Below are 13903 nucleotides of genomic sequence, written 5' to 3' on the forward strand. Positions count from 1 at the left end.
AGTGGTGCTGATGCTTCGGGTTTGCACTACATTTGGTGAAAAAGCCTTTGACTTCAGCCCCCGAGTCGCGCCAGATTGTATGGGCCGGCCTTGAAGCCCACAATATATAGTGGGCTCGGCAGGGGAGGCATACACAGCGTCATCCAAGCTCGGATCAGCACCGCCACACCGGCGTGGCGGGGCAGGGACGTTCGTGTCGCCGACCGACCGGGGCGGGGCAGTGCAGAGCGATGAGACAAACGGGGCTCCAGATGAAGATCGAACGTCATTACACGCGTGCCGGCGAAGACGCCTATGCCGGCATCGAATTCGTCTCCACCACGTCGGAGATTCGCAATCCCGACGGGCGGGCGGTCTTCAAGCTCGACAATGTCGAGGTCCCGGCCGGATGGAGCCAGGTCGCCGCGGACGTCATCGCGCAAAAGTACTTCCGCAAGGCCGGCGTTCCGACCGAGGTGAAGCGCGTGAAGGAAGCCGACGTTCCGGAGTTCCTGTGGCGTTCGGTTCCCGCCACTGCCGAGACCGAGAAGGGCGGCGAGACCTCGTCGAAGCAGGTCTTCGACCGGCTCGCCGGCGCCTGGGCCTATTGGGGCTGGAAGGGCGGCTACTTCACCACCGAAGAAGACGCGCGCGCCTATTACGACGAGATGCGCCACATGCTGGCGAGCCAGACCGCCGCGCCGAACTCGCCCCAGTGGTTCAACACTGGCCTGCACTGGGCCTACGGCATCGATGGCCCGGGGCAGGGCCATTACTATGTCGATTACAAGACGGGCAAACTGACCAAGTCGAAGTCGGCTTACGAGCATCCGCAGCCTCATGCGTGCTTTATCCAGTCCGTCTCCGATGACCTCGTGCAGGAAGGTGGCATCATGGACCTCTGGGTCCGCGAAGCGCGCCTTTTCAAATACGGATCCGGTACCGGCACGAATTTCTCCTCCCTTCGTGCCGAAGGGGAAGCCCTGTCGGGCGGGGGCCGCAGCTCCGGCCTGATGGGCTTCCTCAAGATCGGCGACCGGGCGGCCGGCGCGATCAAGTCTGGCGGCACCACGCGCCGCGCGGCCAAGATGGTCATCTGCGACGCCGATCATCCGGACATCGAGGAATTCGTGAACTGGAAGGTGCGCGAGGAGCAGAAGGTCGCGAGCATTGTGGCCGGCTCCAAGATGCACGAGCGGATGCTGAACGGCATCTTCGCGGCGATCCGCGCATGGGACGGCGCCGAGGCGGACGCCTACGAGCCGACGAAGAATGCCCAGCTCAAGACCGCCCTGCGTGAGGCGAAGAAGGTCCAGATCCCCGAGACCTACGTCAAGCGCGTGCTGGATTATGCCAAGCAGGGCTATGCCTCGATCGAATTCCCGACCTACGACACCGACTGGGACAGCGAGGCCTACGCCTCGGTCTCGGGCCAGAACTCGAACAACTCGATCCGCGTGACCGACGCCTTCCTCAAGGCGGTCAAGGACGATGCCGACTGGGAGCTGCTGCGGCGCACCGACGGGACGGTCGCCAAGACCATCCGGGCGCGTGATCTCTGGGAGCAGGTCGGCCATGCCGCCTGGGCCTGCGCCGATCCCGGCATCCAGTTCCACGACACCGTGAACGCCTGGCACACCTGCCCCGAGGACGGCGAGATCCGCGGCTCGAACCCGTGCTCGGAATACATGTTCCTCGACGACACGGCCTGCAACCTTGCGTCGATGAACCTGCTGACCTTCCTCAAGGACGGTGCGTTCGACGCGGAAACCTACGTGCACGCCACGCGCCTCTGGACCCTCACGCTCGAGATCAGCGTGACCATGGCGCAGTTCCCCTCGAAGGAAATCGCGCAGCTCTCCTACGACTTCCGCACGCTCGGCCTCGGCTATGCCAACGTCGGCGGCCTCCTGATGAATCTCGGCCTCAGCTACGACAGCCAGGAGGGCCGTGCGCTCTGCGGCGCGCTGACCGCGATCATGACCGGCGTGGCCTATTCCACCTCGGCCGAAATCGCCGGCGAGCTCGGTGCCTTCTCGGGCTACGAGCGCAACCGCGAGCACATGCTGCGGGTGATCCGCAACCACCGCCGCGCCGCCTACGGCGAGACGGACGGCTACGAGGGGCTGGCGGTCAAGCCGGTCGCGCTCGATCACGCGGGCTGCCCCGACGCGAAGCTCGTCGCGCTCGCCAAGTCGTCCTGGGACGAGGCACTGAAGCTCGGCGAGAAGAACGGCTACCGCAACGCCCAGACCTCGGTGATCGCGCCCACGGGGACGATCGGCCTCGTCATGGATTGCGACACGACCGGCATCGAGCCCGACTTCGCGCTTGTGAAGTTCAAGAAGCTCGCGGGCGGCGGCTACTTCAAGATCATCAACCAGTCCGTCCCGGCGGCGCTCGAGAAGCTCGGCTATAAGTCCAGCCAGATCGAGGAGATCGTCTCCTACGCGGTCGGCCATGCAAGCCTCGGCAACGCGCCCGGCATCAATCACACCGCGCTCATCGGCCACGGCTTCGGCCCGGCGCAGATCGAGAAGGTCGAGGCCGCGCTCGCCTCCGCCTTCGACATCCGCTTCGTCTTCAACCAGTGGACGCTGGGCGAGGAGTTCTGCACCGGCGTGCTCGGCATACCGGCGGAGAAGCTGACCGATCCGGCCTTCGACCTGCTGCGCCATCTCGGTTTCTCCAAGGCCGATATCGAGGCGGCGAACGACCATGTCTGCGGCACCATGACCCTCGAGGGGGCGCCGCACCTGCAGGAGAAGCACTACGAGGTCTTCGACTGCGCCAACCCCTGCGGCAAGCGCGGCAAGCGGTTCCTGTCGGTCGAGAGCCACATCCACATGATGGCGGCGGCGCAGAGCTTCATCTCGGGTGCGATCTCCAAGACGATCAACATGCCGAGTGATGCCACGATCGAGGATTGCCAGAAGGCTTACGAGCTCAGCTGGTCGCTCGGCACCAAGGCGAACGCCCTCTACCGCGACGGCTCGAAGCTGAGTCAGCCGCTGGCGTCCGCGCTGGTCGAGGACGACGACGAGGCCGCCGAGGTGCTCGAGACCGGCTCGACCCACGAGAAGGCGACCGTGCTGGCCGAGAAGGTGATCGAGAAGATCGTCATCAAGGAGGTCGAGAAGGCCACCGCGCGCACCAAGATGCCGGAGCGCCGCAAGGGCTACACCCAGAAGGCCATCGTCGGCGGGCACAAGGTCTATCTCCGCACCGGCGAGTACCAGGACGGCGCTCTCGGCGAGATCTTCATCGACATGCACAAGGAAGGCGCGGGCTTCCGGGCGATGATGAACAACTTCGCCATCGCGGTGTCGGTCGGCCTTCAATACGGCGTGCCGCTCGAGGAATTCGTCGACGCCTTCACCTTCACCAAGTTCGAGCCTGCGGGCATGGTGCAGGGCAACGACAGCATCAAGAACGCGACCTCGATCCTCGACTACATCTTCCGCGAGCTGGCGGTGTCCTATCTCGACCGGACCGACCTCGCCCATGTCAAACCCGAGGGCGCGACCTTCGACGACATCGGCCGCGGCGAGGAGGATGATCCGTCCAACCTCACGGAGGTTTCCGAGAGCTCGGCATCGAAGTCACTCGAGGTGCTGAAGCAGATCAGCTCCACCGGCTATCTGCGCAAGCGCGTGCCGCAGGACCTCGTGGTGCTGCAGGGCGGCTACGGCGCGACCGGCTTCGCCGGTCCGAACGATCCCTCGTCGGCCTTCTCGGCGGTCGTCGGCGACGGCGAGACGAATGTCGCGGTCGCGCAGCGGGGCAGTGCCAAGCCCGCGCCGAAGCCGGTCGACCCGGCACTCAAGGCGCGCATGCAGGGCTTCGAGGGTGATCCCTGCGGCGAGTGCGGCAACTACACGCTGGTGCGCAACGGCACCTGCATGAAGTGCAACACCTGCGGCGGCACCTCGGGCTGCAGCTGACGGAACCGGCTTGTGCCGCCGGTCCGGGCAGGGGTCCCCAACGGGTCTCATCTGCGCCGGATCGGCGGCAACGGCATGTCCGGTGCCCGCGCTCCGATACGCATGTCCAGGGTTCAGAAAAATGCGGGCCGAGCCACGATGGCCGGCCACTCACTCGGCCGGCGCGTCGATCTCCAGCGTGATCGCTGCATACCAGTCGGCGATCTTGCGAATCTCCTCGTCCGAAAGACCGGCGGCGACCTCGGACATGATCGCGTGCGTGCGCTGACCGCGCTTGAACGCCTTCAGCTGCGTGTCGATGTAGATGTTGGTCTCTCCGGCGAGGTTCGGGGCATCGAGCAGGAGTGAGATGCCGTCCGCGCCGTGGCAGGAGACGCAGGCCTGGGGGGCGTCTCCTTCGCTGACGCCCTCGGGCAGCGACGCGTGCGCCGAGTGACCCGCATACCACGCGGCCACGTCCGAGATCTGCTGCGCGCTCAGCCCCGCGGCGACCACGCTCATCATCTCGTGCTCGCGACGGCCGGTCTTGAAGGCCATGAGCTGCGCCTCGAGATATTCTGCCGGCTCTCCCCCGATATGCGGCGCGATCGGAACGACGGCATGACCGTCGATGCCGTGGCACGTCCGGCACATGCCCGCGACCTGCCGGCCGGCGGCGGGATCACCCGCCTCGGCCGGCGCCGACACTCCCCCGGCGAGCGTCAGCCCGCCGAGGATCGTCGCGAAGGCCCGCCTCATTCCACCACGGGCGCGGGATTGTAGGCGATGCGCCAGATCGCTCCGGCGAAATCGTCGGAGACCAGCATCGAGCCGTCCGGCAGGAAGGCGATGTCCATCGGGCGCCCGCGATATTCTCCGGTTGCCTCGTCGAGCCAGCCCTCGGCAAAGACCTCGGCTCCGGTGGCATTGCCCTCCTCGTCGAGGCTGGTGAACATCACCCGCGCGCCGACTGGCGTCGTGCGGTTCCACGAGCCGTGCTGCGCCCAGAAGATGCCGCCCCGGTACTCTTCGGGGAAGCTGTCGCCGGTATAGAACCGCATGCCGAGATCGGCGGCATGGGCCTGGAGCTCGAGCTGCGGCGGCGTGAACTCGACGCCCTCGGGCCGCTCCACGCTGACGTAATCGGGGATCTCCACCGACCCGTTCACCCACGGAAAGCCGAAATGCTGGCGCGGTTCGGTCTGGCGGTTGAGCTCTCCCGGAGGCATGTCGTCACCCATGCCGTCCACCTGGTTGTCGGTGAACCAGAGCGAGCCGTCGGCCGGGTTGAAGTCGTGACCGACCGAGTTGCGGATGCCGCGGGTATAGACCTCGCGGCCGGTGCCATCGGTGTTGATCCGGATGATGCCGCCGATGCCGAGCTCGTCGTACATCAGGTGCTTGTCGACCGGCTGCACGTTGTGCGGCTGGCCGAGCGAGACGTAGAGCTTGCCGTCCGGACCGATCCGGCAGACCCGCGCGGTGTGGTTGAAGCTCTCCTCCTCCTCGGGAATGAGCTCGCCCTTGGCGACGACCACGCTGACCGCGGGATCCGGGCCCTCGAAGAAGAACTCGGCGGCAGGAAAGCTCAGGATCCGGTTGCGCTCGGCGATGTAGAGGAACCCGTCGGGCGAGAAACACGGGCCGTTGGGGATGTCGAAGGCGATCGAGGGCGCAAAATCCTTCACCTCGTCGGCGACGCGGTTGCGGTCGCGGTCGACGACCGACCAGACCTTGTCCTTGCGCGTGCCGGCGAAGACGACCGTGCCCTGCGGCGCGACGGCCATCGACCGGGCATCCGGCACCACGGCATAGAGGCTCACCTCGAAGCCCTCCGGCACGCTGATATGCGGCACGATCTCGCGGAGCGCCTCCGCGCTGCCGGTCTCCTGATCGACATAGGTGAAATCGGCATCGGTGCGCTGCATGTTGCCGAGCTTTTCCATGTTGTCCTGCGCCAGAGCGGGCGCGGTCAACATGGTGGTCAGCGCAAGCGCCGACACGAGTTTGGTCCTGTGCATTGAAGTCCTCCCGATAATTATTTTATTTAATCATGACGTAGCGTCATCCTGCCGCGCTTGCGGGCGGCTGGCAATATTCGATCTGATGGAGGAAGTCGCGCGACACGACGGAAAATGCGCTCGCCGTACCGATGCGGGGGAGGAGCCGCTCGGCCAAAAAAGGCGCAAACGCCACGAACACTCATGTCGCGCCGGAAGACCGACACATGATCCTTCGAGACCGGCGCCGCGGCACCGGTCTCGAGGGGCAGTTCAGCCGCGTGTCGTGAGGCGCTTCTGGTTGGCGCGGGTCGCGCTGCCGATCGGGCGCAGGCCCGCCATCGAGGCCGCGGCGAAGCCCTTGTTCCCGGCGAGCGCGCGCGAGGTCAGCTCTGCCGATTTGGCGAAGACGGCGGGCTTCTCGAAGATCATCCGCGCCGCTTCCGCGGGGTTCATGATGCCGAGGCTCATCTGCATCGTGCGGATCTGGATGACGGCCCCGGCGCTCATCATCATCTGCATTCCCTGAAAGCCGGCGCGCTGCCAATCTTGCGCCGCCTTGAACATGTCTGCGATCATCTGGTCACTGTCCTTGCCCTTTGTGATGGAGGAAGCCGCGGAACGAGACCGCGGTTCCTCCACCATGGCGGGCATGCGCCGCAGGCATGGCCAAGTATCAGTGCGCGACGAGCAGATCCACGGGCGCGCGATCCAGCATCTCGCGGGTGACGCCCCCGATCAGCCGCTCGCGGAGCCGCGAATGGCCATAGGCGCCCATCACCACGAGCCCAGCCCCTAGGCTCTTCGCGCTCGCCACGAGATCGCGGGCGATGCTCGGCATCGACCCCGACAGCGTGTCCACCTCCGCATGGATGCCGTGGCGCGAGAGGAACGTCGCCGCCTCCTGCGCCCGCTCGAAGAGGCCCTCGGTGCCGTTCTTCGGCTCCGAGACGACCAGCGTCACCGCTTCAGCATCGGAGAGGACGAGCAGGGCGGCCCGGATCGCCGCCATGGCGACCGCGCTGCCGTTCCAGGCGACCATGACGCGCCGGTAATCGGGCGCAGCGTCGCCCCGCGGGACGAGAACCGGCAGATGGGCGTCGAAGAGCGCGGCGTCGAAGATGGCGCTGTCCCAGGTGGTGGCGTCCGGCCCGAGAGGGGCGGGCAGGACCGCCAGATCGGCGTAGCGGGCGGTCTTGGTGAAGGCCCGCGACGCGCCCTCGGCCAGCGCGACCTGCGTCCGGATTGTCCAGGCCACATCCTCGCGTGCGAGGCGCGCGCGGGTCGCCGAGGCCAGCGCGTCGACCCGGTCCTGTGCGGTCTCCGCCGGCCGCACGAGCACTGCAGTCCCGTAGAGGCCGAGCCCCGGATCGATGTCCTCCTCGGCAAGGCAGCACGCGTCGAGATGCGCGGTCCAGTAGCGGGCCCTTTCGATCGCGGCATCGAGGACGCTCGTCCCCCTGCGGTCGACGAGGGCGGTTGTGATGGTGCGGTAGGGCATGTCGGGTACTCCCCTGAAAACGTCCCGGCCCGAGAGGAGCCGGTCGGTGTGACACTCAGCGTCGGATGATGGGTATGCGGCGCGGCTCGGACCTCGAGTTCGCCGCCCTCGGAATGGACAGCGTCAGAACGCCGTCCTTCAGCACCGCGGACACGCGCGTGCCGTCGGCATCGGGAGGCAGGCGGAAACTGCGGGCGAAGCTGCCGAACTGGCGCTCCCGGAAATACCAGTGCTCGCCGCGCTCCTCGTGCTCGGCGCTCTTCTCGCCCGTCACCGATAGCACGCGGTCATGGACCGAGATCTCGAGATCGTCCTCCGCGACGCCCGGAAGCTCCAGCGAGATCTCGTAGGCGTCCTTCGTGATGGCGGCGTCGGAGGCGGGCGCAAACCAGTCCGCGACCCGCCCCGCAAGCGTGCGGAAGGGCTCGAGGCGGGGCGGCCAGAAGCCCTGAAGATGCGAAGTCTCGACCATGGATTCCCTCCGGGCAGCGAGTCGTGCCGGCAGTTTCGGCAATCCCGAGGGCCGGGTCCTTGATCCGGATCAATCCCCGCCCGGCGGCGACCGCACTCCGATCCTCGCTCAACAAGCCCCTCGCAGCGTGTCACGCCCCGTCCGCGATCCCGACCGGGAGCCGGATCACTCCGGGTAGGCAATTCCTCGGAACGGAGGGAAGTCGGCATAGCGCCTCCGCCGATCCTCGAGCGGCTCCGATGGCTCCTCGCCGAAGCGCAGCAGGCTTCGCGTCGGACCGATCCAGCTCGATATCCCGCGCTCGGGTGCCTCGCGCCAGGTGAGGTTGAACGCCGCCCGCCGCGCGAAGAAGGTGATCGCGTGGTAGTCGAGATGGTCGTGCAGCCACCACGCGAGGTCCCGCCAGTCGCGGCCCGCCTCGAAGCGCCCGGCGAACCACGGGATCACGATACAGGCGCAGGCGCCCATCCGCCCCTCGGCATCGAGCGCGTCCCAGGTGTGGCCCGCGCGGTTGGCCTCGGTCGAGGCGCAGTTGAGCCCGTGCCTGTTGCCGAACTCGTTGACCGCGGGCGCGCGGTAGGACGAGCGGACCTCGATCGGTCCGAATGTCTCGACGAGTGGCTCGAGGAGCGTCGTCGCCAGCATCCGGCCCGCCGTCAGAGCTAGGGTCGGATCGTCCGGCACGTTGCGGATGCCCTCGATGGCGCCGATCTCGGAATAGAGGAAGTTGCGCATGTAGAAGTGTTTCGAGAGCTGCTCGCGCCCCAGCCGCTCGAGCGTCCGCACGCTGCGCGGTCTGCCGGTGTAGCGACCGAGGGGCGGCAGGTCGGTCACCGCGCGACATCTCCGGCACTCACCTCCGCGAGCCGCAGCGTCTGACCGCCGAGCGCCCGGAACGCCCGCTGCCGGCAGGAGAGGACGATGATCTGCAGATCCGCCGCCTGCCGGTGCAGCGCGGTGAACATCTGCTCGATCCGGTCGTCGTCGGTGAAGACGAGCGCATCGTCGAGGATCACCGGCGCGTGCCGTCCCGCCGCCGCAAGCATTCGCGCGAAGGCGAGCCGCACCAGCAGCGCGACCTGCTCCTGCGTTCCGCCGGAGAGAATCTCGACCGGCTCAGCCTCGCCCTTCCGGACCAGCGCCGAGGGAAGGAGATCGCCGTCGTCCCAGGTCAGCTCCGCATCGGGCCAGAGGAGGTGAAGGAGCGGCTTCAGCTCGCGCACGACCGGTTCGAACAGCAACTCGCGGGACCCGGTCTTCGCCGCCTCGAGCGCCGCCTCGAGCCGTTCGAGGACCTTCACCTCGTGGGCGATCCGCGCGAGGTCGGCCTCGGCCAGCGCAAGCTCCGCCTCGGTTTCGGCGAGGCGCTCCTCGACCGCGTCACCCGAGCCGCGCGAGATCCGCTCCTCCAGCGTCGCGAGCTCCGGGCGCAGGCGCGCGATGTCGGCGCGGGCTTTCTCGTCGACCGAGCGTGCGCGGGCGAGCGCTGCCTCCGCCCCGGCGAGATCGGGCGCTTCGCGCGCGGTCTCGGCATGCAGCGCCTCCGCCGTCTCGAGCGCCGCGCGCGCCTTGCCGAATTCCTCTTCGAGCTGCGCCTCGGTCACATCTCCCAACCGTTCGACCGAATCCTCGGAACGCGCGCGCCGATCCTGCGTCGCCCCGAGCGCGGTTTCCGTACGGGCCGCATGGGTGCGGGAGTCCGACAGCCGCTCCGCCGCCGCATCCCGCGCCGCCTGTGCCGCGACCCGAGCCGTACCTGCGTCATCGAGCGCAGCCTCCGCCTCCGGCAGGTCGGGGCCGTCCGAGTCCTCAGACACCTCCGGGATCGCCGCCAGCGCCGCGCGCAACGGCTCGATCCCGTCCACCGCGAGGGATGCGAGCACCGCCTTCGCTTCGCCATGCCGTCGTTCCGCCTCGGTCCGGGCGGCCGAAGCCTCCCGCGCCTCGGCCATGGTTCCCGCGCCGATCCGGTCGAGGGCGCCGCGCAACGCGGCCTCGGCCCTCTCGACGCGGCCGTCATCGGGACCGGCCGCGGGGCGCAGGTCCAGCTGTCCCACACCCTCGATCTCGAGCGAGACGTGCCGGGTGACGGGAACTGCGCGGCCGTCGTCCAGCGGCTTGCCTCCCATGCGCACCGTACCGTCACGCCCCGCCGCGTAGCTCATCGTCACCTGCGTCGCTGCGGCATCGCGCGTGGCCTTCGCCGTGGCGACCTCCGAGAGCAGCTTTTCGAGCTCCCGCAACGCCTCCGGATCGGGCCCGCGTTTCGCTGCGGCCGCCGCGCTCTCCATGTCGCGGCGCGCCGCCTCGGCCCGCTCGATCCGAGCCGCAAGCTCCTTGCGCCGCTCCGCCCCGTCACGGGCGGCCTGAAGCCGCGCGGCCTCCCGCCGGGCGGTCTCGCATTCCGTGACGCGGCGCTTCGCCGCCTCCAGCGCGTCCTCGGCCACGTCGAGCGCGTCCTGCGCCGCGTCCCGCTCCGCCGCCGCGGCCGCGGACGCTTCGGCGGCGAGGCTCGCCTCGTCCGTCGCCTCCTGCCGCTCCGCCAGAGCCGCCCGCAACGTCTCCAGCCGGCCACGCACATTCGACACCGAAATGCGCGCGGCCTCGACCTTGCGCGCCTCGGCCTCGACCGCCTCGGCATGGCGCCGTGCCGCGTCGAACGCCTCCGTCGCGCCCTTCAGCCGCTCCTGCCGGTCCGCGACCTCGTCCGGATCTTCAAGCTCGTCGAGCGCCCGTTTGGCACGGCGCCGCGCGTCGAGCGCCTCGTGCAGCCGTCGAGCGGTCTCCGCGAGGTCGTCCCGCTCCGCGGTCAGTATCTCCACCCTGTCGAGCGCCGCCTTCCACGGGCCGCTCTTCCTTGGCGTGCGGTTCTTGCCGGTCGCGTAGAGCCCGAGCTCCTCGCGGCAGCGGGTCAGCGCGTGATCCATGCGCCGCCCGCCGGTCATCGTCTCCACTTCCTCGCCGACCGCGTGCATGAGATCGCGCCGCGCGACGAGGGCGGCATCCTGATCCTTCTTCGCCGCGCTGGCGAATTGCGTCATGCCCTGTCGGACCCAGACGAGCCCCGAGGGCTCGCCCTCTCCGCCGCCGAGCAGCGCGCCGATCCAGTCCTCCGCCGCATCCGCCTGCGCGATCAGCCGTCCGTCCTGCGTGACCGTCGCCGAGGGTTTCGAGAGCCAGCGCTTGGCCAGAACGAAACGGCCCTCATCGGTCTCGACCTCGACGCTGACCTCGGGCGCGCCGCCCGCATGGGGCCGCAGCGCGACGATGTCCCGCGCCCGCGATCCGTGCGGCGTGAAGAAGAGCGCCTGCACCGCGTCGAAGAGCGTCGACTTGCCGAACTCGTTCGGCTCGCAGAGCACGTTGAGCCCGTCGGTGATCCCCTCGACGCGCGCCGCCGCGGTGAAGCGCCGGACGTTGTTCACCTCGATCGCGCGGAGCCTCATGACGCCGCCTCCCGGACATAGCCGTAGAGCCGCGCGAGGGCGTCGCCCGCGATCTCCCGCTCGGAGGCCGAGAGAGTGTCGGACATCGCCTCCTCCCTCAGCGCCTCGGCCGCCATCCTAAGCGCCCCGGCGCGGTCGATCTCGTCGATATCGGTCGTCTCGTAGCGCGTGCCGAGCTCCGCGGTCACGAGCTCGAACCGGGCGAATTCCGGCCCGTGCCGCGCCGCCGCCGCGGCAAGGTCCGCCTGTTCCGCGAGCCCGGTCCAGCCCGTCGCGCGCACGCGCAGCAGCGTGTCGCGCCGGTCCTCGACCGGCAGCAGCGCCTCGAGCGAAGCGCCCGCATCCTGCCGCGGGGCGAGCGCCAGCTCCATCTCGGCCCAGAGGAACTGCCCGGTCTCGACCTCCGCGACCTGCGGCGCGGCGCCGGGCTCGAGCGCCACCGCAAGGCACACGCCGCGGCGGGAATGCTTGAACCGGTCCTGTTCGGGCGTGCCGGAATAGTGGACGCGCTGGGAGACCTCCATCCGCCCGTGCCAGTCGCCGAGCGCGAGGTAGTCGAGCCGCGCCGTGCAGTCGCGGTCGGGTGGAATGCTCTCGCCGCTCTCGGTGAAATCGGTGATGCCGCCATGCGCGAGGCCGATCCGCAGGTGGCCCTCCGCGCTCGGCATCGTCGCGAGCGGCGCGCTCGGATCGGTGCCCGAGGACCGCCATGCGACCGGGCAGGGCAGGAGCGTCGCGCCCTCGGCGATCACCACAGGTTCCGCAGACGTCAGCGGATGCACGTTCTCCGGCGCCTCCGCGCGTATCCTCTCCCAGAGCGGCTCCGCATCCCGAAGGTTGTCGTGGTTGCCGGGCAGGATCCACCAGTGGATATCCCGGTCGCCCCCCATCGCGGCAAGCGCCTGCCTCCAGATGGCGGGCGAAGGCGTCGCGGTGTCGAACGTGTCCCCGGCCAGGAGGACATGGTGCGCGCCATGATCCCGCGCGGCGCGCGCGATCCGCCCGATCGCCCCGTGCCGCGCCTCCATCAGCCGCCCGCGCACGTTCCCGTCGGGCGGCTCGGGGATGTTCGCGAAGCGCCGCCCGAGATGGAGGTCGGAGGCATGGATGAAGCGAAAAATCGGCATCGGAAATCCGGTCTGGTGAACCAGCGCAAGCGCGCCGCTTCACCAGACCAGATCGGCCGGAGCGGGAAAAGCCCGGGCGCGCCGGCTCCCGGCCTACGTGGCGTCAGGCCTCCTGCGCCTCCTCGCGGCCGGGGCGGTAATCCGTGCGGTCGGAGAGGAACTCTCCGAGATTCTGCAGGCTGTCCACGTGACGGCAGATCGTGCGCATCGCGATCAGCACCGGGATCGCCACCACCATGCCGACGACCGACCAGGTCCAGGCGAAGAAGGACACAGACAGGAACACCACGACCGTGTTAAGCCGCAGGCTGCGGCCGACGAAGGTCGGCGTCACGAATTGCCCCTCGATGAAGGTCGCCATGAAATAGGTGCCGCCGACGATGACGCTCCACCAGATCCAGTCGAAGGTGACGAGCGCGACGCCCGCCGAGATCAGGACGCCGGCGAGGGCGCCGGCATAGGGGACGAAGTTGAAGATGAAGGCGACGAGGCCGAAGACCCACGGCATGGGCATGCCGTAGAGCCACATCGCGAGGCCGACAGCGCATCCGAGGGCGGCGTTGATGATGGTGATCGTCAGCAGGTACCGCGACAGCTTGGCCTCGAGCTCGCGCACCACCTCCATCGCCCGGCGCTTGTCCCGGAAGGTCGGCAACACGTGCACGATCTTCTGGTAGAACATGTCGCCCGTGGCGAGCAGGAAGAACAGCAGCACGATGGTGAAGACCACCTGCGCCAGCATCCCGGGAAGCAGCAGCATCATGTCGAGCGCGGGGCTGCCGCCTTCGAGCTTCACGCGCTGGACCTCGGGATCGCTCGACCCGAGCAGCCCCTGAACGCGGTCGAAGGCGCCGAAGACCGATTCGAGCGGCCGTGAGACCTCGGCGAGCTTCGTGCGGATCTGCGACATGATCTGCGGCGCGTCCTCGACCCAGGCGGTGACCGGCATCGCCAGCGCGCCGGCCAGCAGGAAGAGGCCGGTGAAGAGCACGATCATGATCAATAGCGCGGTCGCCCAGGCCGGAATGCCGCGCCGGTCGAAGACGCGCCGGATCGGCGTGAAGATGAGCGACAGGAGCAATCCGAGGAGGATCGGCACGATCAGCGTCTGGGCGTAGGTCAGCGTGAAGATCGTCGCATAGATGAAGACGCCCACCATCGCCCATTTCGGGATCCGCGCCCGAAGTGACCACAGCCAGGATGACAGCGTATCGGCATGCCTCGTGTCGTTCGCCCGCTGCTCATCCGGGTCCGCCATTGATCGCTCCTTTATGGGGTTTGAAACACAACAACGGGGCCGGGCTATGGTTTCGGCGTCGCGGATTACCTATGCGCAACGTGCGAAATGTCATCTCTGGGCGCGGATTGTCCCGGGCGGTATGGGAAGGCGGTCCGAAAAGCCGCGTTCCCCCGCCGGAACGTCGCGGACGAACGAGACCGGAGCGTCCTCAGTGA

The 13903-nt window shown here is 68.4% G+C and carries 10 protein-coding genes; 1 reads left to right on the plus strand and 9 read right to left on the minus strand.

Annotated features, from left to right (window positions below; genetic code table 11):
* The first annotated feature begins 251 nt into the window (after positions 1-251).
* A complete protein-coding gene (locus OCH239_RS01735) occupies positions 252-3923 on the plus strand; it encodes a vitamin B12-dependent ribonucleotide reductase (protein WP_037257729.1) in 3672 nt (1223 codons plus the stop codon).
* Positions 3924-4073: 150 nt separating this feature from the next.
* On the opposite strand, the gene OCH239_RS01740 is transcribed toward OCH239_RS01735, so the two are convergent.
* From OCH239_RS01740 to OCH239_RS01780, 9 genes are all read right to left on the minus strand, one after another.
* Positions 4074-4661, minus strand: coding sequence for a c-type cytochrome (locus tag OCH239_RS01740; RefSeq protein WP_037257732.1), 588 nt, complete (start codon positions 4659-4661; stop codon positions 4074-4076).
* Positions 4658-5923, minus strand: a complete 1266-nt coding sequence (locus OCH239_RS01745; protein WP_037257735.1) for a PQQ-dependent sugar dehydrogenase — start codon at positions 5921-5923, stop codon at positions 4658-4660. The genes OCH239_RS01740 and OCH239_RS01745 overlap by 4 nt, the downstream gene beginning before the upstream one ends.
* A gap of 252 nt (positions 5924-6175) precedes the next feature.
* On the minus strand, positions 6176-6481 hold the full coding sequence (locus OCH239_RS01750; RefSeq protein ID WP_037257737.1) for a hypothetical protein: 306 nt from the start codon (positions 6479-6481) through the stop codon (positions 6176-6178).
* A gap of 97 nt (positions 6482-6578) precedes the next feature.
* Positions 6579-7403, minus strand: a complete 825-nt coding sequence (locus OCH239_RS01755) for a universal stress protein (protein ID WP_051489140.1) — start codon at positions 7401-7403, stop codon at positions 6579-6581.
* 55 nt (positions 7404-7458) lie between these two features.
* Positions 7459-7875 carry an Hsp20/alpha crystallin family protein gene (locus tag OCH239_RS01760; RefSeq protein ID WP_037257740.1) on the minus strand — a complete coding sequence of 139 codons (417 nt, stop codon included), beginning with the start codon at positions 7873-7875 and terminating at the stop codon, positions 7459-7461.
* A gap of 165 nt (positions 7876-8040) precedes the next feature.
* A complete protein-coding gene (locus OCH239_RS01765; protein ID WP_037258117.1) occupies positions 8041-8661 on the minus strand; it encodes a hypothetical protein in 621 nt (206 codons plus the stop codon).
* Positions 8662-8705: 44 nt separating this feature from the next.
* The gene (locus OCH239_RS01770; RefSeq protein WP_037257742.1) at positions 8706-11321 is read right to left on the minus strand and encodes an AAA family ATPase; all 2616 of its coding nucleotides are present in this window, start codon (positions 11319-11321) and stop codon (positions 8706-8708) included.
* On the minus strand, positions 11318-12448 hold the full coding sequence (locus OCH239_RS01775; protein WP_211241951.1) for a metallophosphoesterase family protein: 1131 nt from the start codon (positions 12446-12448) through the stop codon (positions 11318-11320). The genes OCH239_RS01770 and OCH239_RS01775 overlap by 4 nt, the downstream gene beginning before the upstream one ends.
* Before the next feature lie 103 nt (positions 12449-12551).
* Positions 12552-13706, minus strand: a complete 1155-nt coding sequence (locus tag OCH239_RS01780) for an AI-2E family transporter (RefSeq protein WP_051489142.1) — start codon at positions 13704-13706, stop codon at positions 12552-12554.
* Positions 13707-13903: the final 197 nt, after the last annotated feature.

It is taken from the genome of Roseivivax halodurans JCM 10272, from assembly GCF_000521785.1.
Lineage (GTDB): Bacteria > Pseudomonadota > Alphaproteobacteria > Rhodobacterales > Rhodobacteraceae > Roseivivax > Roseivivax halodurans.